Source organism: Rubrivirga halophila (assembly GCF_046845755.1).
GTDB lineage: Bacteria > Bacteroidota > Rhodothermia > Rhodothermales > Rubricoccaceae > Rubrivirga.
This window is the reverse complement of the sequence record NZ_CP177357.1, coordinates 3014366-3034804: the sequence shown is the minus strand read 5'-3', so window position 1 is coordinate 3034804 and position 20439 is coordinate 3014366. Positions and strand designations below refer to the sequence as shown.

Genomic DNA, 20439 nt, shown 5'->3' with positions numbered 1-20439 from the left:
CCGGCCCTCGTCGCCCGCCCTCCGCCCGATCCGGCTTCGTGCCCCCATTCCCCGCCCTCTCGTGATCCCCGTCCCCGCCCGCCCGCTCCTCTTTCTCGACTACGACGGCACGCTCGCGCCGATCGTGGACGACCCGGCGGCGGCCGGCCCGCACCCGGCCGTGCCCGACCTGCTGACGGCGCTCGCCGAGACGCACCCGCTCGTGATCGTGACCGGGCGCGACCTCGCGGCGCTGGCGGGCCTGCTCGGGGGGCGGCACCGCGCGGTCGGGCTCCACGGCGCCGAGGAGGGGTGGAGCGACGGGACCGTCGACCACCAGGCCCTCGAGACACACCCCCAGGCGCTCCGGCACCTCCGGCTGGCCGTGCCCGACCTCCCCGGTGTCCGCGTCGAGGACAAGGGCGTGGCGTTCGCGGTCCACTACCGGGGCGCGCCCGACGAGGCCGCGGCGCTGGAGGCGCTGGAGGACTGGGCGCAAGCGGTCCCCGACGGGCTCGTGCCGATCTGGGGCAAGGCCGTCGTCGAGCTCCGCGCCGAAGGCGTCTCGAAGGGCGTCTCCGTCGCCCGGATCGCCGCCGAGCACCCCGACCGCACGCCGGTCTACCTCGGCGACGACGTGACCGACGAGGACGCCTTCGCCGCGCTCCAGGCGCTCCGCCAGCCCTCGGTGACCGTCAAGGTCGGCGACGGCGACACGGCCGCCGGCCACCGCCTCCCCGACGTCGACGCCGTCGTCGACTACCTCCGGCAGTTTCTCGCCTAGCGTGTGGTACAGACCGAGGGGGACATCGGTCTCAGCATGGCTGTCCCCTCCCACACCTGTCATCCTGAGAGACTGCTTGGGGAATGGGGCGAGCCCTCCAAAGGCGTCCCCTCTCCCACCGGGAGAGGGACAGCCGAAGGCCGGCGCCAGCCAACCGACAGGTCGGCGCAGCCAAGGTGAGGGGCGATGGGCCGCGGAGGTGCCATCCGAGCACCGCCGGATGGATTGGCTGGCGCCTTCCCTTGCGGGGGCCCGCCTGAGCGGGGATGACTCATTTGCAGGGGACCGGCTTGCCCAAACAGTTTCTGAGCGTGCGAACGCGACGCGTCGGCGCAGCCAAGGATCTCCACCCGAAGGGAAGGCGCAGCCAACGCGAGCCCCCGCAGCCTGACATCCGGTCCCGACGGACTGGACCGAGGACGTCGAGATCCTCCGCTGGCGCTCAGGATGACGAGGTGATGGGTGGGAGCCTCTGATACACTTTGGACGAGACCGTCCACAGGGTGGACAACCTGTGGATAGCCCAGAGCAGAGGGCATGCTGGCCCGCCAGCCGCTTGCGCCCCTACGCTCCTGCCTCCGCGCCTCCCGTAGCTTCCCGGCCCCACCCCCGCGCCCGTGTCCGACGACCCCTACCTCCCCATCGGCGACTACGGCCTGGTCGGCAACATGCGGACGGCCGCGCTCGTCGGCAAGAACGGGTCCGTCGACTGGCTCTGCCTGCCCCACTTCGACTCGCCGTCCGTCTTCGCGGGCGTCCTGGACAGCGGCAAGGGCGGCCGGTTCGAGATCGAGGTCGACGGGGGGTACGCCACCAAGCAGACCTACCTGCCCGACTCGAACGTGCTCGTGACCCGGTTCGCGGGCGAGCGCGGGGCCGCCGAGATCGTCGACTACATGCCCGTCGGCCACCTCGGGCCCGACGCCGGCTACCACCGCCTGATCCGGCACGTCCGCGTGCTCCGCGGCGCGATCAAGGTGAGCGTCCGCGTGGCCCCGGCGTTCGACTACGGCCGGGCGACCCACACGCTCGAGATGACCGACGAGGGCGCCGTGTTTCGGGCCGAGACGGGCGGCCCCGACGGCGGCCCCATCCGCTTGGGGCTGAGCACCGTCCGCACGCTCGAGATCGACGACACCGACCCCGAGCGCCCGGCGCTCGTCCGCGACTTCGAGCTGACGCGCGGCGACCGCGTCACGCTCGAGCTCCGCTACCTCGACGACGAGGGCGCGCTCGAAGAGCCGCTCTCGCGCGACGACGAGTACGCGCTCTTCCGGCGGACGACCGACTACTGGCGCGACTGGCTGGAGGGCTGCACGTACACCGGGCGCTGGCGCGAGACCGTCCGCCGGAGCGCGCTCCTGCTCAAGCTGCTCACCTTCGAGCCGACGGGCGCCATCGTCGCCGCGCCGACGACGAGCCTGCCCGAGAACATCGGCGGCCATCGCAACTGGGACTACCGCTACTCGTGGATCCGCGACGCCGCGTTCACGCTCTACGGGCTCTTGCGGATCGGCTTCACGACCGAGGTCCGCTCCTTTATCGGCTGGCTCCGCGACCGGTGCGAGAGCGGGATCGAGGACGACCCGAACGGCCCGCTCCAGATCGTCTACGGCGTCGACGGCCGGCGCACGCTCGACGAGTTCGAGCTCGACCACCTCGAGGGCTACCGCGGCTCCAAGCCGGTCCGCGTCGGGAACGGGGCCGCGGGCCAGCTCCAGCTCGACATCTACGGCGAGCTGCTCGACGCCGTCTACCTCTACGACAAGTACGGCACGCCGCTGGCCTACGAGTTCTGGCAGGACATCGTCAAGTACGTCGACTGGGTGTGCGCCAACTGGGACCGCCCCGACGAGGGGATCTGGGAGGTCCGCGGTGAGCGCGAGCACTTCGTGTACTCGAAGCTGATGTGCTGGGTGGCCCTCGACCGCGGCCTGCGGCTCGCCGACAAGCGCTCGCTCCCGGCCCCCCGCGACCGCTGGGTTAAAACCCGCGACCTGATCTACACGACGATCATGGAAAGGGGTTGGAATGAAGAGCGCGGCGCGTTTGTCCAGACCTTCGACGGCGACGCGCTCGACGCGAGCAACCTGCTGATGCCGCTCGTCTTCTTTACCGGGCCCAACGACCCGCGCATGATCGCGACGCTGGAGGAGACGCTCAAGGCGCCCGAGGAGGGCGGCCTGACGAGCGACTGCCTGGTCTGGCGCTACAACACGCTCGAGGTCGACGACGGCGTCGGCGGCGAGGAGGGGGCGTTCAACCTGTGCTCGTTCTGGCTCGTCGAGGCGCTCGCGCGCGCCGGCCGCATCGAGCCGGCCTACCTCGACAAGGCGCGCGTCATGTTCGAGAAGATGCTGGGCTACTCGAACCACCTCGGCCTGTTCTCCGAGATGACCGGGCTCTCAGGCGAGCACCTGGGCAACTTTCCCCAGGCCTTCAGCCACCTCGGCCTGATCTCGGCGGCCTACAACATCGACCGGGCGCTCGACGAGAAGGGCCGCCAGCGCCGGAGCGACGTGCGCCCCCAGGCGCCGGCGCAAGCCCGGTCCGAGCCGGACTATCCCCGCCCCGGCGCCGACCCCTCGGCCCGACCCGGCCCGACGGGCGCGCGCTAAGTCCGCCCACGTCGCCGCCGAGGTGGCCTACGGCGTCCCCTCTCCCACGGGGAGAGGGACAGGGTGAGGGGGACGGGCCGCCTCCGCCTGAATCGCTGCTGCAACAATGTCGAGCTGGTCTCGAACCTGCTCGTTGGAAAATCGAACAACGCGGATTCCTTTCGCATTCAGGCTCACAGTCCGTGCATCATCGTACACCGCCCGGCCGGGGCCGTCGTGAATCGAGCCGTCTAGTTCGACGGCGAGGCCTGCCCCCCGGCAGTAGAAGTCGAGAACGTAGGGGCCTACCGGGTGCTGGCGCCGGAACTTGAGGCCGTCGAGTCGCCGACCCCGGAGCACGCTCCAGAGCCTCCGCTCCGCAGCCGTCGAGGAGCGGCGGAGAGCTCTGCGGAAGTCCTTGCCAGCCAATCGCATACCACGAAGGTAGGGCGCATCCATCGACCCTCTGCCTATCGGCCCCTCACCCTGTCCCTCTCCCGCGGGGAGAGGGGACGCCGTAGGGATTGTCTCCGCCAGCCCTTACAACTCGTCGCCCATGTCGCCCTCGACGAGCGTCGAGTCGTCGATTACCAGGTCGTCCGCCGGCACCTCGGCGTCGTCGAGGAGCAGGTCGTCGTCGGTGAGGTCCTCGGCGGGCTCCGTCACCACCTCGGCCTCGCCGAGCGGGGCGGCGGGCTCGGCGGGCTCGCTGGCGCAGCCGACGGCGAACAGGGCGAGGGCGGCGGAGAGGAGGAGGGCGCGCATGGGTGGCGGGACGTGAGGTGGGGCAAGAAAGCCGCGCCGCGCCGCCGGGGCAAGTCGAGGGCCGGGTGAAAAGCGACGGCGCCGGAGACCCGCCCCGCCGTCTGCGGGTGTACCCCGCCCCCGCCGCCCCGCCATGACCGCCCTCGACGACCTTCTCGCCACCCTCGACCTCGAGCCCATCGAGGTCCACATCTTCCGCGGCCAGAACCGCCCGCTCGCGGGGCCCCGCGTGTTCGGCGGCCAGGTGCTGGCCCAGGCGCTCGTCGCCGCCGGCCGCACGGTCGAGGCCGACCGGCGCTGCCACTCGCTCCACGCCTACTTCATCCTGCCCGGCGACGTCGAGGCGCCCATCGTCTACGAGGTCGAGACGTTGCGCGACGGGGGCTCGTTTGCCACGCGCCGCGTGACGGCGATCCAGTACGGGCGGCCCATCTTCAACGCCTCGTTCTCGTTCCACCGCGACGAGCCCGGCCTGGAGCACCAGGCTGAGCCCGCGCTCGACGCGCCCGCGCCCGACACGCTCACGTCGGAGCGCGACCTTGCGCGGGGCATCGCCGAACGCCTGCCCGAGCCGCTCCGCACGGTCTTGACGCGCGACCGGCCCATCGACTTCCGGCCCGTCGACCCCGCCGACCCGCTCCGCCCGACGCCCCGCGACGCGACGTCGGCGACCTGGCTCCGCGCCGCCAGCGCGCTCCCCGACGACCCGCTCGTCCACCAGGCGATCCTGGCGTATGCCAGCGACTGGGGCCTGCTGGCGACGGCCCTGCTCCCGCACGGCCGCTCCGTCTTCGACGGGACCATCCAGGCCGCCTCGCTCGACCACGCCCTGTGGTTCCACCGCCCCATCCGCGTCGACGACTGGCTGCTCTACGCCATGGACGCGCCCGTGACGGCCGGCGCCCGCGCCTTTGCCCGGGGCGCCGTCACCGACGCGAACGGCCAGCTCGTCGCGAGCGTGGCGCAGGAGGGCCTGGTCCGCCCCGTCCAGCCCCGCGAGCGGTAGCCGGGCGGGCGCGAGCCCGATCTGCGGCGGTAGGGGCGAGGCCCGTCCCGATCGCGAGCCCACCCGCTGGCGCAAGCAGGTCCGGCGTAAGCCCCAACCTCCGTCATCCTGAGCGCAGTCGAAGGATCTCTGGTGCGAGCGCGTCGCAAGCTGGCGCCGGGAGCGCTGGCTGGAGTGTGTCGGTCGCTAGAGATCCTCGGCTCCGCCGACGCTCCGCGTTCGACTCCGGGCTACGCCCTGCGCTCAGGATGACGGGGCGGGGAAGCTGGCGCAAGCCCCACCTACAGCGTCCCCTCGCCCTCGGGACAGGGAGAGGGGCGCGGGCACGCTGTAGGTGGGGCTTGCGGGTCCCTTCAAAGGGCAGTGGCACCGCTGCGAGCCGCTCTCACACGGCAGTCGGCGTAGACTCGGGCCATGCGCCTCGCCGTCCTCCTGCTCGTCCTCCTCGGCGGCTGCCGCCTCGACCGCGCCGCGCCCAACCCCGCGCCCGCCGACACCCTCGCCGCCGGCCCCGCCTGCGACTGCGCCGACGGCCGCGACGTGGCCGATGCTCCGCCCGTGGCCGCCGGCGACACCGTCCGCGTGACGCCGCGCACCGCCGCCACGCCCGACCCCGAGGACATCGGCGGCCCCGTCGCCCTCTCGCCCGCCGGGCTCGCGGTCCCCGTCGCCGGCATCGACCCGGCCGACTTGGTCGACACCTTTACGGCCGCGCGGAGCGAGGGGCGGACGCACCACGCCATCGACATCCTGGCCCCGCGAGGGACGCCCGTCGTGGCCGCGCGCGCGGGGACGATCGCCCGGCTGTTCGAGAGCGAGAAGGGCGGCCTGACCGTCTACGTGGTCGTCCGCGAGGGCCCGCCCGCGACGGTACACTACTACGCCCACCTCGACGCCTACGCGCCCGGGCTCGCCGACGGCGACCGTGTGGCCCGGGGCCAGCGCATCGGGACGGTCGGCGACAGCGGAAACGCCGCGCCGGGCAACACGCACCTCCATTTCGCGATCTGGCGCGCGCCGTCCGCCGAGGCGTTCTGGGACGGCGAGCCGATCAACCCGTACAGCCGGCTCGCGGCGGGGAAAGAGTAGAGGAGGGGACGAGTAGAGGAAAGGAGGACGGGGGGGCGGGTGTCGCTCCGCGTTTACCGTCCCTCTCTTCGATTCCTCTATTCGTTAGACCCGCGCCCGGCCACGTCGCGGAAGCGAACAGGCGTCCCGGCGCCGACGGCCTGAGCGAGCGCCCGCGCATCCCAGTTGGTCAGCCGCACGCAGCCGGCCGACGAGGCGTAGCCGATGGTGCCCGGCGCGGATGTGCCGTGGATGCCGTAGTGCTCTTTCGAGAGGGCGATCCAGACCACGCCGACCGCGTTGTTGGGGCCGGGCGGCAGCGTCGCCTCCGGGTCGTCGTCCGGCACGCCCTCCAGGATCGACGGCTGGTAGTGCCACGACGGGTCCATGGCCACGGCGCGGACCGAGAACTCGCCCTCCGGCGACGGGTCGTAGCTGGCGCCGACCGTGACGGGCGCGTGGAACAGGACCGTCCCGTCGGCCGCGAGCGCGTGGAGGTAGCCGGCCTCGCCCGAGATCACGAGCCGCGACACGTCCCCCATCGGCCGGGCCTCGCGGCGCACATTCGGGACGCGCAGCGAGTCGCCCGCCGTCAGGCTGTCGAGCGTCACGCCCGGGTTGAGCTGCGACAGGAAGGACGGCGCCGCGTGGAACGTCTCGCCCAGCTTCTCGGCCAGCGACTCGTAGCCGAGCCGGTCGAGCTTGGCCTTTTCGTAGACGTCGGCGGGCAGCGGCTCGAACGGCCCGGCCACGTCGTCGGCCGTCAGCGCCACGGTCGTGACGAGCGAGTCCGGCGCGTCGCCGCGCCGCGCAAGCGCGCGGACGGTCGCCCGGTCGGCGATGCCGGTCGCCGGGAGCGACTCGGCCTTCTGGAGCCACGTCAGCGCGAGCTCGGTGTTGTCGCCCCAGCGCCCGTCGATCTGGCCCGGCGAGAAGCCGGCGCGGTCGAGGAGCACCTGGAGCTTGGCCACGCTCGGCCCGGCCACGTTCCCGCCGAGCGGGAGGTGCAGGCGCGAGCCCCAGTCGCGCGTCGAGTCGATCGTCGCCAGCGTCTCGGGGTTGTTGCGCGCGGCCTCGGCCTGGCCCGTCGTGTCGATCCCCGCGAGCTGGCGGCCGCGCCCGCTGTAGCGGGCGGCGTCGGCCTCGGCGTCGCTCGGGCCCGACGGCGTGCCCAGCGTCGAGACGCGCTCGATGGGGACGTCGGTGGCGGCGGCGGGCGCGGCCGGGGTGGGCTCGGCGCCGTCGAGTTGGCAGGCGCCCAGGGCGAGGACGGCGAGGGTGATGGCGAACAGACGCATGTGCAGACCGGGTGGGGGACGCTCCAACGCGCCGCCCGCCCGCCCGTTCGCCGCCGCCGCCCCGCGTGCGGCATTTCACGCGGGACTAGGGCCTAGCGCTCGTCCTGTGCGGCGTAGGCGTCTAAGAAGCGCACCGACGCCTCGATGCCCTGGTGGAAGCGGTCGAGCCCGAACTTCTCGTTCGGCGAGTGGATCGAGTCCGAGTCGAGCCCGAAGCCCATGAGCACGGTGTCGAGGCCCAGGATCTTCTTGAAGTCGGCCACGACCGGGATCGAGCCGCCCTCGCGCGTGAAGTAGGGCGTCTGGCCGAAGACCCCTTCGAGCGCCTGCGCGGCCGCCTGCATGGCCGGCGCATGGCGGTCGACGATCACGCCGTGGCCGCCGTGCAGGTCGGTGAACGTCAGCGACATCGTCGGGGGGACGTGCGTCTCGAAGTGGCGGCGCAGCTTGTCGGTGATGTCCTCCGGCGTCTGGTCGGCGACGAGCCGGCACGAGATCTTGGCCGACGCCTTCGAGGGCAGGACGGTCTTGGCCCCTTTGCCGGTGTACCCGCCCCAGATGCCGTTGCAGTCGAGCGTCGGGCGGCCGGACGTGCCCTCGAGAATTGAGAACCCCGCCTCGGTCTTGGTCGCCGAGACGCCGGCCTCGTCCTTCCAGGCCTGCTCGTCGAACGGGAGCGCCGCATACGCCTCCCGCTCGTCGGCCTCGAGGTCGCGGACGTCGTCGTAGAACCCGGCGACCGTCACGCGGTGGTCGTCGTCGTGCAGGTCGGCGATCATCGCCGCGAGCGCGTTGATGGGGTTCTCGACGGCGCCGCCGTAGACGCCCGAATGGAGGTCCTTCTTGGGCCCGGTCAGCGTGACCTCGACGTAGGCCAGCCCGCGCAGGCCGTAGGCGATCGACGGGACGCCGGGCGCGAACAGGGCCGTGTCGGAGACGAGCACCACGTCGGCCGCCAGCCGGTCCTTGTGCTCGCGCAGGAAGCCCGGCAGGTGGACGCTCCCGTTCTCCTCCTCGCCCTCGATGAGGAACTTGAGGTTGACCGGTGGCCCGCCCGACGCGAGCCACGCCTCAGTCGCCTTGACGTGCATGAACGCCTGGCCCTTGTCGTCGGCCGCGCCGCGCGCGACGAGGTGGCCGTCGACCTCGACGGGCTCGAACGGGTCCTGGTCCCACAGCTCGAGCGGGTCCGGCGGCTGCACGTCGTAGTGCCCGTAGACCAGGACGGTCGGCGCGTCGTCCGAGACGTGGTGCTCGCCGAAAACGATGGGGTGGCCGTCGGTCTCCATCACCTCGACGGTCTCGACGCCCGCGTCGCGGAGGTTGTCGCTGAGCCAGACGGCCGCGCTCCGGGTCTGGGGCGCGAAGTCGGGGTCGGTCGAGATGGAGGGGATGCGGAGCCATGCCTTGAGCTCTTCGACGAAGCGGTCGGCGTGGTCCTTGGCGTACTGGAGGGCGGCGTCCATGCGGGCGGGGCGGAGGGGGGAGAGGGGAGGGCCCTGCCAACGCGCGAGGGCCGTGCGGGCTCCGCCGCCCGAGACTTCTGGGTGTGGAGGGATATGGTGCGATTGGTCTAGGTGGGGACGTTGTGGGGGCGATACCCTGCGACCCCTGACTCTGCCCTTGGATGACCGCCCGATTGGTTCTGGCCGCCCTGCTCCTGCCCGTCCTCGCCGCCTGCGACGCGGCCGCGCCGGCGCCGGCCGCCGAGGTCCGGCTGGTCCACCCGTTCGCCGACCTGTCCATGGACCCGGCCGACGAGCCGAGGGCGCTCGCCCTCGACGGCCGGTTCGAGGGGAACGCCGCCGCGGGCCCGGTCCGCGTCGAGGCCACGGTGCTCGGCGACCCGCTCGTCGAGGCGACGCTCGGCGCCTCCCTCGTGCTCCGGGGGCTGGCCGAGGGCGAGACGGCCGTCCGCGTCGAGGCGCGCGGCGCGAATGGCGGCGTCGCCGCCGACACGTTCGCCGTCGTCGTCTGGAGCCCGTGCCCGCGGTCGGCCCGGGCCGACGAGGTCGAGATGTTCCCCGTCGCCGTCGGCTCGCGGTGGGCCTACACGCTGGAGACGTCGCACACCCAGGGCCCGTCCGACCCCTACGACTACCGCTCCCGGGGCGAGGTCGTCGTCGAGGTGGTCGACGCGGGCGGCTGTGCCAGCGACGCGCAGACGTTCCGGGTCGAGGAGCGGCGGACCGAGACGTTCGAGCGCGACCACCGGCACGCCACCCCGCCGGGGACCTGGGAGGTCTACGCCGGGCCGACCACGACGGTCGCGACGCACACCTGGACCGTCACCGACTCGCTCGTGGCCACGTCGGCGCCGTGGCCCTACGCGCCCGTGGGGGGGAGCCCCTTCGAGCCGCCCCCGTTTGGAGAGGAGACCCCCCGGTTCGCGCCGCTCGGGACGACGGCGACCTCGTCGGGCCTCGTCCCCCCGCATGGGCCCCGCATCGAGCACCGGGCCGGCGTCGGTCCCGTGCTGTACGCCCACCGCCGTCCGTTGCCCGGCGGCCGGTGGTGGGCGGTCGACTGGACGCTGGCGGAGTAGGGCGGCCCGGCGGCGTCAGTCGCCCAAGATGTCGGGCGGTCCGTCGCCGTAGCTCCCGGGTGTGGGGTCGCGGAAGCCCTGGCCCGGGACGTACCCGAACCGCTCGTCGCGCGCCACCAGCGACATCGCGACGACCCGCCACTGCCCATGCGTTTTGTAGCCCCGGATGTGCAGCGTGCCGCTGTGCTCGGTGCCCCGAATCCGGGTGCTCCAGGCCCCCTCCGTCCGCATCCCGTCGCCCTCGATGGAGCCGTTGATGAACCAGCTCTCGCGGACCGGCGCGCCCAGCGTCTTCTCGACGACGGGGTCGGCGAGGGCCGTCGCCAGCCCGCGCTCGTAGGCGTCGTTGGCCTTGAGGACCGTCGAGCAGCCGGCCCAGACGGCGGCCATGAACAGGCCGACCCCCACGAGGAGGGCGAGGACGGACGAGACGGGGCGCATGGCGGCGGCGGCCGGAGGCCCTCAACGTAGGGCGCCGGCCGTTCCCGTCGGCGCGCGTTACGCCGGCTCCGCCTCGAACGGCGCCAGCGCCTCCTCGACCGGCCGCGCGCCGTCGACGAACGTCAGGAGCCGCTGGATGACCTGGTCGAGCAGGGCGTCGGGGCACGAGGCCCCGGCGGTGAGCAGCACGTCGACGGGGCGGTCGGCAGGGAACCAGTCGGCCGTCTCGGCGGGCGTCTTGGTGCGCCAGTCCCAGTGGCGGATCCGGTCGGGCCCGTCGATCTCGTCGGCGTCCCGGACGAAGAACGTCGGCAGGCCGGCGTCCTCGCAGAGCTCGACCAAGTGCGACGTGTTCGACGAGTTGTAGCCGCCGACGACGATCGCGAGGTCGGCGCCATCCGCGATCAGCGCGAGCGTGGCGTCCTGGTTTTCCTTGGTCGCGTAGCACAGCGTGTCCGACGTGTCGGCCACGTTCGCGTCGTCGCCGTCGCGCGTGATCACGGCCTGGCGCAGGCGCTCGGCGATGGCGGCCGTCTCGGTCGCCAGCATGGTCGTCTGGTTGACGACGCCGATGCGGCCGAGGTCGCGGGCGGGGTCGAAGCCGTCGGTCGTCTTGCCCTCGAACGCGGCCCGGAAGGCGTCGGCGCCCAAGCGGCCCTCGATGACGGCCGCCAGCGTCTCGGCCTCGGCGGGGTCGCGGACGACCACGACCGGCGCCGAGGCCGCCGCGCGGCTGACCGTCGCGCGCGTCTCCTCGTGCGTCCGCTTGCCGTGGACGACGACGGTGAACCCCTCGCCGCCGATCTTGGCGCCCTTCTTCCAGACCCGGACCACGAACGGGCACGTCGTGTCGTAGGCCTGCACGTCGACGCCGCGCGCGCTCAGCGCGTCGAGCACCTCGGTCGGCGCGCCGAAGGCGGGGACGATCACCAGGTCCTCGGGGCCGAGCCTGTCGAACGGGATGAGCGTCTCGCCCGAGGTCGTCCGCAGAAACCGGACGCCGCGCGCCAGCAGGTCGTCGTTGACGTGCGGGTTGTGGATCATCTCGGACAGCAGGAAGACGTGGCCGGCCGCCGCCTTCTCGGGGTGCTCGTCGAGCGCGCGGTAGGCGATCTCGATGGCGTTCTCGACGCCGAAGCAGAACCCGAAGTGCCGGGCCAGCTTGATGCGGAGCGGGCCGAAGTCGAGGACGCTCGGGCTCAGGTCGCGCTTGCGGGGGTCGGCCGCGCGCCGGGCCGCCTTGACGCGCGTCACGACGGGGCTCCGGTAGAAGTCGGGGACGTCGAACTGGCGGGCCATCGGGGCGGGGGCGAAGGGCGAGTCTACGGGCGCACTCACCGGTCCCAACGCCTAGGCGGCCCCGGCGTTGCCGCTGGAGTGGCGCTCCGCACAGAATTGGCGGCGGACCCCCCGGGGGCGCGGCTCGTTCAATCTGCCTCCCCAGCCCCCGCCGCCCATGCGCCATCGCTGCTCTCTCGGGCTCCTCGCCCTCGTGCTCTCATTCGCGCCGTCGGCGCTGGCCCAGACCTACGTGGCGACGCTCGCGGGCGCCAACGAGGTCCCGCCCGTCACGACCGGCGCCTCGGGCACCGTGTTCGCGGCCGTCGACGGCTTCGACGTCACGATCTCCGGCTCGTTCTCGGGCCTGGAGAGCGCCTACGCCGCCAGCCACATCCACACCGGCGAGGCCGGGACGAACGGCGGCGTCCTCTTCCCGCTCTCCCCGACCGTCGACGCCGACGAGCGCGGCGGGACGTTCGACGAGACGCTCACCTTCTCCCAGGCCCAGCTCGACGCGCTCGCGGCGGGCGGCCTGTACATCAACGTCCACTCGGCCGACAACGGCGGCGGCGAGATCCGCGGCCAGCTCGGCGGCCCGGTGACGGCGTTCGTCAACGAGCTCCACTACGACAACGTGGGCTCGGACGAGGGCGAGTTCGTCGAGGTCGCCGTGCCGACGGGCACCGACGTCGACGACCTGGTGCTGACGTTGTACAACGGCAACGGCGGGACGTCATACGGGACGTTCACCGGCGACACGTTCACGGCCGGCGCCACGACCAACGGGTTCACCCTCTATACCGTCGACACGCCGGGCCTCCAGAACGGCGCGTCGAGCTCGTCGGACCTCGGCGACGGGCTGGCGCTGAGCACGGCCGATGGGACGGTGCTCCAGTTCCTCTCGTATGAGAACACGTTCACCGCCACCGACGGCCCCGCCAGCGGCCTGACCTCGACCGACATCGGCGTCTCGGAGGACCCCGCCCCGGATGCGGGCCAGTCGCTCCAGCTCACCGGGGCGGGCACCGTCGCGGACGACTTCGCCTGGACCGGGCCCGTCGCCCAGACGCGCGGCGCGGCGAACGCCGGCCAGACCTTCGGCGGCGGCACCGGCGGAGGCGGCGACCCCGTCACGATCGGCGAGGCGCGCGCGGCGGGCGTCGGCGCGACGGTCACCGTCGAGGGCACCGTGACGCGGGCGATGGGCGACTTCCTCTACATCCAGGACGAGACGGCCGGCCTGGCCATCCGCCAGGTGGAGGGCGACCTGTTCGAGGCCGTCGCCGACGGGTCGGTCGGGCCCGGCACCGTGCTCCGGGTGTCGGGCACGCTGTCGGCCTTCCGCCAGTCGCTCCAGATCAACGAGGACGACCTCGCCGGCTTCGAGGCCCTCGGCACCGAGGCGATCCCGGCCGCCCAGACGGTCACGCTCGCCGAGCTCGCCGCGAACGGCGAGGCCTACGAGGACGAGCTCGTCCGCATCGAGGACGTCACGATCCAGGGCTCGGGCGCGTTCGAGCCCGCGACGACGTACGGCGCCAGCGACGGCTCCGGCGCCAACGGCGTCGTGACGGTCCGCGTCCCCAACGCCGGCGACTCGACGGTCGACGGCACCGATGTCCCGGCGGGCCCGGTCGCGCTGGTCGGCATCGTGGGGCAGTTCAGCCCCGACGAGGTCCCGGACATCGGGTACCAGCTGCTGCTGATCTCGGCCGACGACGTCAACCCCGAGGGCGTCGCCTCGGAGGGCGGGCCCGACGGCGCGCTGACGCTGGCGCTCGCCAACCCCATCCGGGGCGCGGCGCTCGTCACGTTCGGCGCCGAGCGCGCCGGCCCGGTCCGGCTCGCGGTCTTCGACGCGCTCGGCCGCGAGGTCGCGGTGCTCGCCTCCGGCGACGCCCCGGCCGGCCCGCGGACGGCGACGCTGGACGCGGCGACGCTCGCGCCCGGCGTGTACCTCGTCCGCCTGACGACCGACGCCGGCTCCGTCACGCGGACGGTCACCGTCGTCCGCTAGCGACCCGCTGGCACCCGGCCCTGGCGGCCCCGGTCACGGCGACCGGGGCCGCTTTTGTGTTGACGCCCCCGGCGCGGGCGGGGGAGGGCGCGCCTTCGGCGGCGCTCCCGACGCGGGCGGTGCACCGGGGCGGACGGGCCCACAGGAAGGGCCCCTAGTCGGCATGTCATTCTAGGGGTGATCCAATCGCCCTGGTCCGCAACGCCCCAGGGGGGCTACATTACACACACATCCCCCCACACCCGTCCCACCCGCATGTCCCTTCGATCCCCTCTGGCGGTGCTCGCCGCCCTCCTCGCGCTGGCCTCGACGGCCTCCGCCCAACTCGCGATCTCCGAGATCGACACCGACACGCCCGGCCCCGACGCCGCCGAGTTCGTCGAGCTCTACAACGCCGGCCCCGGCGCCGTCGACCTGTCCGACTACGTCGTCGTCCTGTTCAACGGGGACGCCCCGGGCAACGGCTCGTACGCTGCCTACGACCTGAGCGGCACGCTGGCCGAGGACGACTACTTCGTCCTGTGCAGCGATACGGGCGAGGTCGACAACTGCGACCTCGACGTCGGGTCCGACGGCTTCCTCCAGCAGGGCACCGACGCCGTCGCCCTGTACCGGGCCTCCGCCAGCGCCTTCCCGAACGGGACGGAGCCCTCGTCCCCGAACCTCATCGACGCCATCGTCTACGGGACCACGTCCGACAGCGGCCTCCGCACCGCGCTCGGCGAGACCCTGCAGTACGACGAGGACGAGAACGGCGTGGCCGAGACCGAGTCGCTCCAGCGCAACCCGAACCCGGCCTCCAGCGGCTTCGAGGCGCTCGCGCCGACCCCCGGGGCCGACCCGGGCGGCCGCTTCCCGACGCCGACCGACCTCGACGACGCCCGCGCCGCGGGCCCCGGCGCCACGGTCACCGTCCAGGGCACCGTCACGCGCGCCGAGGGCGACTTCCTGTTCTTCCAGGACGACACGGCCGGCCTCCAACTCGTCGTGGCCTCGTCCACGGGTGCCTCCGGCGACCTCCAGGACGACATCGACGACGGGACGGTCCGCGCGGGCACGGTCCTCAACCTGACCGGCACCTTGTCCGACGACCAGGGCGCGCTGCAGATCGCCAACTTCGACCTCCAGCGGTACGGGGTCGTCGGGACGGCGCCGGTGCCGGACCCGCAGGTGGTCACGCTGGCGCAGCTCTCCAACAACGGGGAGCGGTATGAGTCGGAGCTGATCCAGATCCGCTCGGTCACCATCGACCGCGACGGCGACACGGTCTTCGGCGCCGGCAACACCTACGACCTCTCCGACGCGACGACGGAGCTGAACCCGGTCGTCGCTCGCGTCCCGAGCGCCGACGAGACCCGCGTCGAGGGGACCACCATCCCCACCACGGCGACGACGCTGACGGGCCCGGCCAGCCAGCGCGCTGCCTTCGGCCCGCAGGGCTACCGCATCGTGCTCATCGACCCGGCCGACATCGGCGGCAACGCGACCGAAGGCGGTGGCGGTGGCGGTGGAGGCGGCGGCGGCGGCGACCAGTCCGACCTCGCCCTCGTCATCTCCGAGGTCGACGCGAGCCAGACCGGGACCGACACCGGCGAGTTCGTCGAGCTCTACAACGCCGGCACCACGGCGATCAACCTCGCCGACGTGGTCCTCGTGCTGTTCAACGGCGCCGACGACGCGTCGTACGACGCCATCGACCTCAACGGCACGCTCGCCGCCGGCGCCTACTACGTCGTCTGCTCCGACATCGCGGTGATCGACACGTGCAACCTCGAGGGGCTCTCCGGCACCAACGCCCTCCAGGGCGGCCCGGACGCCGTCGCGCTCTACGAGGCCGCCGCGTCCGACTTCCCGAACGGGACGGCCGCGACGACCGCCGACCTCATCGACGCCGTCGTGTACGGCAACGACGACCCGACGGACACCGGGCTGGTCGCCGCCCTCGGCCAGACCACCCAGTACGACGAGGACGCCAACGGTGCCGCCAACACGGAGTCGCTCCAGCGCTCGCCCAACTCGGGCACGAGCCCCTTCGTGGCGCTCGCGCCGACGCCGGGCACCGCCCCGGACGGCGGCAGCGGCGGACCGGGCGGCCCCGGCACGCTGGTCACGATCGGTGAGGCCCGGACGCTGGGCGCCGGCGAGACCGTCACCGTCCGCGGCACCGTCACGCGCTCCGAAGGCGACTTCACGTACATCCAGGACAACACGGGCGCGATCGCGATCCGCCAGACGGACGGCGACTTTGCCGACTTCGTGGCGATCAACACGATCCAGCCCGGCATCGTCCTCGAGGTCACCGGCGAGCTCTCCGAGTTCAACGGCCTCCTCCAGATCAACGACGAGGACCTGACGGACTTCGAGATCGTCGGCGCCGCCGACGTGCCCGCCCCGCAGCTCGTCACGCTGGCGCAGCTGGCGGCCAACGGCGAGGCCTTCGAGAGCGAGCTCGTCGCCCTCACCCGCGTGTCCATCGACGCCACGCCGGGCGCCATGTTCGCGGCCGGCACGACGTACCAGATCACGGACCGCACGAGCTCGACGAACGCCGTCACGCTCCGCGTCCCGAGCGCCGACGACACCGAGATCGACGGCGAGATGGTCCCCGAGGGCCCGACGACCGTCGTCGGCATCGTCGGCCAGTTCGACTCGACGGACCCCCGCACCGCGGGGTACCAGATCCTGGTCATCGAGGACACGGACATCAACCCCGAGGCCGTCGACGCGGAGAGCGGCCCGGACGGCGCGCTGACGCTGGCGCTCGCCAACCCCATCCGGGGCACGGCGCTCGTCACGTTCGGCGCCGAGCGCGCCGGTCCGGTCCGGCTCGCGGTGTTCGACGCGCTCGGCCGCGAGGTCGCGGTGCTGGCTTCGGGCGACGCCCCGGCCGGCCTCCGCTCGGCCCGCTTGGACGCGCGCGTGCTCGCGCCGGGCGTCTACGTGGTCCGGCTCGAGACGGCCGCCGGCACCGCCACGCGGACGGTTACCGTCGTCCGCTAGCGCCCCGCTGGCGCCCGGCCCTGGCGGCCCCGGTCACGGCGACCGGGGCCGCCTTTTTTGTGTGTGGGTGGGGCCGCGCCGCTCGCCTCCGTAGCGTTGCACGACCGAAGCGGTCCCCGGTCCCCTACGCCTTCTGCGCCAGCCGGCCCGACCACTCGCGGCGCCACGCGGGAAAGCGGCCCTCCAGGATCGCCGCCCGCATCTGGCGCATCGTCCACAGGTAGAGCGCGACGTTCTGGACGCTGGCGATCTCCATGAAGAGGGGCTCGTTGGCCTTTGTGAGGTGGCGGAGGTAGGCCTTCGAGAACGTCTGCGAGTGGTACCCGTCGAGGCCGGGGTCGACCGCCTCGTGCGACGTCTTCCACCGGGCGTTCTTGATGTTGACGAGCCCCGCGGTCGTGAACAGCGAGCCCGTCCGCGCATTCCGCGTCGGCATCACGCAGTCGAAGAGGTCGACGCCGCGCGCGACGTTCTCGATCAAATTCTGCGGCGTCCCGACGCCCATCAGGTAACGCGGCCGGTCGCGCGGCAGCACGGCGTTGACGACCTCGACCATCTCGTACATCACCGGCGCCGCCTCGCCGACCGACAGCCCGCCGATCGCGTAGCCCTCGGCGTCGAGCTGCATGAGCGTCTCGGCCGACTCGCGGCGGATCGCGGGGAACGCGGCGCCCTGGACGATGGGGAAGAGGGCCTGGTGGTGGCCGTAGCGCGGCTCGGTCGCGCGGTAGTGTTTGAAGGCGCGCTCGGCCCACCGCAGCGTCCGCCCGTTCGCCCGCCGGGCCTCCGCTTCGTCGACCGTCGCCGGCGTCAGCTCGTCGAGCACCATCATGATGTCCGATCCGATGTCGCGCTGGGTGTCGACGACCGACTCAGGCGTAAAGTGGAGCGGCGACCCGTCGAGGTGGCTCTGGAAGCGGACGCCCTCTTCGTTGACGCGGCGGATCTCGGCGAGCGAGAACACCTGGAAGCCGCCGCTGTCGGTCAGGATGGGCCCGTCCCACTGCATAAAGGCGTGGAGCCCGCCCATCTCGCGGAGCACCTCGCGGCCCGGCCGCAGCGCCAGGTGGTACGTGTTGGCCAGGATCTGCTGGACGCCGACCTCGCGCAGCGTCCGCGGCGAGACCCCTTTGACGCTGCCGACCGTGCCGACGGGCTGGAACGTGGGTGTCTCGACGGTCCCGTGGTCGGTGTGGAGCAGGCCGGCGCGGGCGCCGGTGTCGGGGCACTCGGCCTGGAGCTCGAAGGAAAGCATGGGTCGTCGGGCGTTCGCGGCAGGCTACCACGGCGCGCGCCGCCCGCCCGGCAAGCGTCGGCGAAGCGGCGGTGGGGGGGAGGCCGAGCCGGACCCCGCGGCCGGCGGCGGCGTATCTCGAGCCCCTTCTCCCTGCACGTCATGAACAACCTGTTCCGCACGCTCATCGCCGGGTACGGCGCCAAAAAGCTCGGGGGCGGCTGCTTCTCGACCGTCCTCATCTTCGTCGTCCTGTTCGTGCTCCTGGGCCAGTGCGGCTCGTCGATGCCGCCGGCCGAGACCGCGACGCCGGACCGCGTCGAGGCGCCCGCCCCGCCAGCGCCCGCCGACGCAGCCGTCGAACTCGTCGCCGACTAGCGGCCGGCCTCAGGCGGCGGGGACGGCCTCCGCCGCCTCGGGCTCGTCGTCGCCCAGGTCGATCACGAGCGCCTCGCGGTGGGCGCGGACGACGCCGGCGACGAGGGCCGCGCCCGGGACGGCCAGCACCAGCCCGAGCAGCCCGAACAGCGCGCCGGCTACGAACAGCGCCAGCAGGATCACGACCGGGTGCAGCCCGACCTGGGCGCTCATGATGTTGGGCGTCAGCACGGCCTGCTCGATGACGGCCTGGACCGCCAGCACGGCGAGCACGATCAGCAGGTCCGTCCACGTCCCGAAGGCCAGCATCAGCGCCACGCCGAGCACGTAGGTGAGGACCGAGCCCAGGCTGGGGATCAGGTTGAGGAGCCCGGCCGCGAGCCCGAGCAGCAGTGCGTACGGCACGCCGAAAATCGTCAGCGGGACGGCGACAAGCACGGCGCTGGCGGCCGAGATCACGAGCACGCCCCGGATGTAGCTGCCGAACACGACGGCAGCGCGGTCGAGGTAGGCGCGGCGGCCGTCGTAGCGGGGGAGCAGGCGGACCAGGCTGGCGCTGAGCGCCGGGAAGTCCTTGAGCGTAAAAAACAGGAGGACGGGCACAAGCGCGGCGGTCGTGACGAGCCCGAGGAGGGCGCCGATCTGGCGGAGCGCGCCGCCGACGATCGCGGGGATCCGGGCGAGGGCCCCCTCGATCTGGGCGGGCACGAGCGTCGTGATCTCGGCGACCACGGCGTCGCGGTCGAGCAGCCCGGCCTCTTCGGCGCGCGCCAGCGCGGCCGACTCGGCCACCCACTCGGGCGCGCGCATGGCGAGGTCCATGGCCTGCGCCGCGAGCGTCTCGAGCTGGCCGAGCGTGGCGGGCACCAGCAGCACGAGCGCGCCGACGACGGCCCCGGTCACGACGAGCGCCAGCGCCAGCGACGACGCCGCGCGCGGGATGCGCCGACGCTCGGCCCACCCGACGACGGGGTTCAGCAGGTACGCGGCCACGAACACGGCGATAAACGGGGCCAGCACGCCCGCCAGCCGGTCGAGCAGGTACGCCCCGAACACGAGTCCGCCGGCCCACATCACGGCCCGGGCGGCGGTCTCGTGGCGGACGGGCCACAGCAGCGCGGCGGCGGCGGCGACGATCCAGAACGGACCCAGCGCGTCGCGCAGCGCCCACAGCAGGGCGAACACGGCGGCCGCGCCGGCCGCCAGCAGAACGGTCGTCCGGGGGGAGCGCGCGTCGTCGGGCATGCCGGAACGTACGGCGAGCCGCGCTGGGGGGCGCTACCATCGGGCTATGCGCGCGCTCCTCCTCGCTCTCGTTCTCGCGGCCCCCGGCGTCTGCCAGGTGGCGCCGGCCCTGCCCGACACCACGGCCGGGCGCTACGGCTCGACGGGCGCGCTCGTGCTCGTGCTCAGCGAGTACGGGCTGGGCGTCGGCGGGGCGCTCCGCGGCCGGGTCAGCGACGACGTGTCGCTGGTGGCGGAGATCTCGGTGGGCGCGGGGCGCGACGAGCGCGAGCAGAGCTTCTCCGGCTTCCCCGGCGAGCGCCGCACGCCGTTCAAGCGCAACTACGTCGCGCTCGTCCCCCTCCACGTCGGCGTCGAGGTCCGACTGCTCCGCCAGCAGGTCGAGGACAACGTCCGCCCGTTCCTCCACCTCTCGGCGGGACCCACGTTCGGCTACCAGTGGCCCTACTTCGACGACGCCGACGCCGACGGCCGGCGCGGGGCGGGCGAGGAAGTCCTGAGCGGGCTGGGCGGGCTGGGCGACGGCGAGGCACGCGTCGGGATCGGGGGGACGCTGGCGGCGGGCACCTTTTTCGGCCGCGGCGAGCGGACCCGGACCGCCGTCCGCTTCGGCCTCCAGGGCACCTACTTCCCAGTCGAACTGGACTTGCTGGAGATCCGCCCGGACGTGGACGACCCCTCGCGCCACACCTTCGTGACGCCGGTGATGAGCTTCCACGTCGCCCGGCGGCTGTAGGGCTGTCGGCCGCCTGCGGCGTCTCCTCTCTCGCTGGGGAGACCTGGTGAGGGGCCGCCATTCCT

The 20439-nt window shown here is 73.1% G+C and carries 17 protein-coding genes; 9 read left to right on the top strand and 8 right to left on the bottom strand.

The window, feature by feature from the left end; all coding sequences use genetic code 11:
* The first annotated feature begins 61 nt into the window (after positions 1–61).
* Together otsB and ACLIRP_RS13260 are read left to right on the top strand one after the other, a co-directional pair.
* Positions 62–763, top strand: coding sequence for a trehalose-phosphatase (gene otsB / locus ACLIRP_RS13265; RefSeq protein WP_412060941.1), 702 nt, complete (start codon positions 62–64; stop codon positions 761–763).
* Between the two features lie 617 nt (positions 764–1380).
* The gene (locus tag ACLIRP_RS13260) at positions 1381–3381 is read left to right on the top strand and encodes a glycoside hydrolase family 15 protein (protein WP_412060940.1); all 2001 of its coding nucleotides are present in this window, start codon (positions 1381–1383) and stop codon (positions 3379–3381) included.
* A 27-nt stretch (positions 3382–3408) separates the two neighbouring features.
* Here ACLIRP_RS13260 and ACLIRP_RS13255 read toward each other — a convergent pair whose 3' ends face one another.
* Together ACLIRP_RS13255 and ACLIRP_RS13250 are read right to left on the bottom strand one after the other, a co-directional pair.
* The gene (locus tag ACLIRP_RS13255) at positions 3409–3795 is read right to left on the bottom strand and encodes an endonuclease domain-containing protein (protein ID WP_412060939.1); all 387 of its coding nucleotides are present in this window, start codon (positions 3793–3795) and stop codon (positions 3409–3411) included.
* 105 nt (positions 3796–3900) lie between these two features.
* Positions 3901–4125, bottom strand: a complete 225-nt coding sequence (locus tag ACLIRP_RS13250) for a hypothetical protein (RefSeq protein WP_412060938.1) — start codon at positions 4123–4125, stop codon at positions 3901–3903.
* 133 nt (positions 4126–4258) lie between these two features.
* Here ACLIRP_RS13250 and ACLIRP_RS13245 point away from each other — a divergent pair, with 133 nt between their 5' ends.
* Positions 4259–5131 carry an acyl-CoA thioesterase gene (locus ACLIRP_RS13245; protein ID WP_412060937.1) on the top strand — a complete coding sequence of 291 codons (873 nt, stop codon included), beginning with the start codon at positions 4259–4261 and terminating at the stop codon, positions 5129–5131.
* Positions 5132–5545: 414 nt separating this feature from the next.
* Positions 5546–6220 (top strand): M23 family metallopeptidase, encoded by a 675-nt coding sequence (locus ACLIRP_RS13240; RefSeq protein WP_412060936.1) that lies wholly within the window; start codon positions 5546–5548, stop codon positions 6218–6220.
* A 77-nt stretch (positions 6221–6297) separates the two neighbouring features.
* Here the strand turns inward: ACLIRP_RS13240 and ACLIRP_RS13235 are convergent, their stop codons facing one another.
* Both ACLIRP_RS13235 and ACLIRP_RS13230 read right to left on the bottom strand, forming a co-directional pair.
* Positions 6298–7497 carry a L,D-transpeptidase family protein gene (locus ACLIRP_RS13235; protein WP_412060935.1) on the bottom strand — a complete coding sequence of 400 codons (1200 nt, stop codon included), beginning with the start codon at positions 7495–7497 and terminating at the stop codon, positions 6298–6300.
* Positions 7498–7589: 92 nt separating this feature from the next.
* Positions 7590–8963 carry a dipeptidase gene (locus tag ACLIRP_RS13230; RefSeq protein ID WP_412060934.1) on the bottom strand — a complete coding sequence of 458 codons (1374 nt, stop codon included), beginning with the start codon at positions 8961–8963 and terminating at the stop codon, positions 7590–7592.
* A gap of 161 nt (positions 8964–9124) precedes the next feature.
* Here ACLIRP_RS13230 and ACLIRP_RS13225 point away from each other — a divergent pair, with 161 nt between their 5' ends.
* Positions 9125–10042 (top strand): hypothetical protein, encoded by a 918-nt coding sequence (locus ACLIRP_RS13225; RefSeq protein WP_412060933.1) that lies wholly within the window; start codon positions 9125–9127, stop codon positions 10040–10042.
* Between the two features lie 15 nt (positions 10043–10057).
* Here ACLIRP_RS13225 and ACLIRP_RS13220 read toward each other — a convergent pair whose 3' ends face one another.
* Complete coding sequence (locus ACLIRP_RS13220) at positions 10058–10483, bottom strand: cytochrome c oxidase assembly factor Coa1 family protein (RefSeq protein WP_412060932.1); 426 nt, start codon at positions 10481–10483, stop codon at positions 10058–10060.
* A gap of 57 nt (positions 10484–10540) precedes the next feature.
* Positions 10541–11782: a 4-hydroxy-3-methylbut-2-enyl diphosphate reductase gene (locus ACLIRP_RS13215; protein ID WP_412060931.1), complete on the bottom strand. Its 1242-nt coding sequence runs from the start codon at positions 11780–11782 to the stop codon at positions 10541–10543.
* Positions 11783–11939: 157 nt separating this feature from the next.
* Here ACLIRP_RS13215 and ACLIRP_RS13210 point away from each other — a divergent pair, with 157 nt between their 5' ends.
* The gene (locus tag ACLIRP_RS13210) at positions 11940–13781 is read left to right on the top strand and encodes a CHRD domain-containing protein (protein ID WP_412060930.1); all 1842 of its coding nucleotides are present in this window, start codon (positions 11940–11942) and stop codon (positions 13779–13781) included.
* Positions 13782–14036: 255 nt separating this feature from the next.
* Complete coding sequence (locus ACLIRP_RS13205) at positions 14037–16781, top strand: lamin tail domain-containing protein (RefSeq protein WP_412060929.1); 2745 nt, start codon at positions 14037–14039, stop codon at positions 16779–16781.
* A gap of 124 nt (positions 16782–16905) precedes the next feature.
* Here ACLIRP_RS13205 and tgt read toward each other — a convergent pair whose 3' ends face one another.
* On the bottom strand, positions 16906–18036 hold the full coding sequence (gene tgt, locus ACLIRP_RS13200) for a tRNA guanosine(34) transglycosylase Tgt (RefSeq protein ID WP_412060928.1): 1131 nt from the start codon (positions 18034–18036) through the stop codon (positions 16906–16908).
* A gap of 141 nt (positions 18037–18177) precedes the next feature.
* Between tgt and ACLIRP_RS13195 the strand changes: the two genes are divergently transcribed.
* The gene (locus tag ACLIRP_RS13195; RefSeq protein ID WP_412063734.1) at positions 18178–18393 is read left to right on the top strand and encodes a hypothetical protein; all 216 of its coding nucleotides are present in this window, start codon (positions 18178–18180) and stop codon (positions 18391–18393) included.
* Between the two features lie 9 nt (positions 18394–18402).
* On the opposite strand, the gene ACLIRP_RS13190 is transcribed toward ACLIRP_RS13195, so the two are convergent.
* Positions 18403–19638, bottom strand: coding sequence for an AI-2E family transporter (locus ACLIRP_RS13190; protein WP_412060927.1), 1236 nt, complete (start codon positions 19636–19638; stop codon positions 18403–18405).
* Positions 19639–19684: 46 nt separating this feature from the next.
* Between ACLIRP_RS13190 and ACLIRP_RS13185 the strand changes: the two genes are divergently transcribed.
* Positions 19685–20374 carry a hypothetical protein gene (locus ACLIRP_RS13185; protein WP_412060926.1) on the top strand — a complete coding sequence of 230 codons (690 nt, stop codon included), beginning with the start codon at positions 19685–19687 and terminating at the stop codon, positions 20372–20374.
* Positions 20375–20439 lie beyond the last annotated feature (65 nt).

Excerpts from the sequence above, each read along its gene's own strand:
- ACLIRP_RS13255 (WP_412060939.1), bottom strand. The coding sequence starts at position 3,795 with ATGCGATTGGCTGGCAAGGACTTCCGCAGAGCTCTCCGCCGCTCCTCG.
- ACLIRP_RS13250 (WP_412060938.1), bottom strand. The coding sequence starts at position 4,125 with ATGCGCGCCCTCCTCCTCTCCGCCGCCCTCGCCCTGTTCGCCGTCGGC.
- ACLIRP_RS13245 (WP_412060937.1), top strand. The coding sequence starts at position 4,259 with ATGACCGCCCTCGACGACCTTCTCGCCACCCTCGACCTCGAGCCCATC.
- ACLIRP_RS13240 (WP_412060936.1), top strand. The coding sequence starts at position 5,546 with ATGCGCCTCGCCGTCCTCCTGCTCGTCCTCCTCGGCGGCTGCCGCCTC.
- ACLIRP_RS13235 (WP_412060935.1), bottom strand. The coding sequence starts at position 7,497 with ATGCGTCTGTTCGCCATCACCCTCGCCGTCCTCGCCCTGGGCGCCTGC.
- ACLIRP_RS13230 (WP_412060934.1), bottom strand. The coding sequence starts at position 8,963 with ATGGACGCCGCCCTCCAGTACGCCAAGGACCACGCCGACCGCTTCGTC.
- ACLIRP_RS13225 (WP_412060933.1), top strand. The coding sequence starts at position 9,125 with ATGACCGCCCGATTGGTTCTGGCCGCCCTGCTCCTGCCCGTCCTCGCC.
- ACLIRP_RS13220 (WP_412060932.1), bottom strand. The coding sequence starts at position 10,483 with ATGCGCCCCGTCTCGTCCGTCCTCGCCCTCCTCGTGGGGGTCGGCCTG.
- ACLIRP_RS13215 (WP_412060931.1), bottom strand. The coding sequence starts at position 11,782 with ATGGCCCGCCAGTTCGACGTCCCCGACTTCTACCGGAGCCCCGTCGTG.
- ACLIRP_RS13210 (WP_412060930.1), top strand. The coding sequence starts at position 11,940 with ATGCGCCATCGCTGCTCTCTCGGGCTCCTCGCCCTCGTGCTCTCATTC.
- ACLIRP_RS13205 (WP_412060929.1), top strand. The coding sequence starts at position 14,037 with ATGTCCCTTCGATCCCCTCTGGCGGTGCTCGCCGCCCTCCTCGCGCTG.
- tgt (WP_412060928.1), bottom strand. The coding sequence starts at position 18,036 with ATGCTTTCCTTCGAGCTCCAGGCCGAGTGCCCCGACACCGGCGCCCGC.
- ACLIRP_RS13195 (WP_412063734.1), top strand. The coding sequence starts at position 18,178 with ATGAACAACCTGTTCCGCACGCTCATCGCCGGGTACGGCGCCAAAAAG.
- ACLIRP_RS13190 (WP_412060927.1), bottom strand. The coding sequence starts at position 19,638 with ATGCCCGACGACGCGCGCTCCCCCCGGACGACCGTTCTGCTGGCGGCC.
- ACLIRP_RS13185 (WP_412060926.1), top strand. The coding sequence starts at position 19,685 with ATGCGCGCGCTCCTCCTCGCTCTCGTTCTCGCGGCCCCCGGCGTCTGC.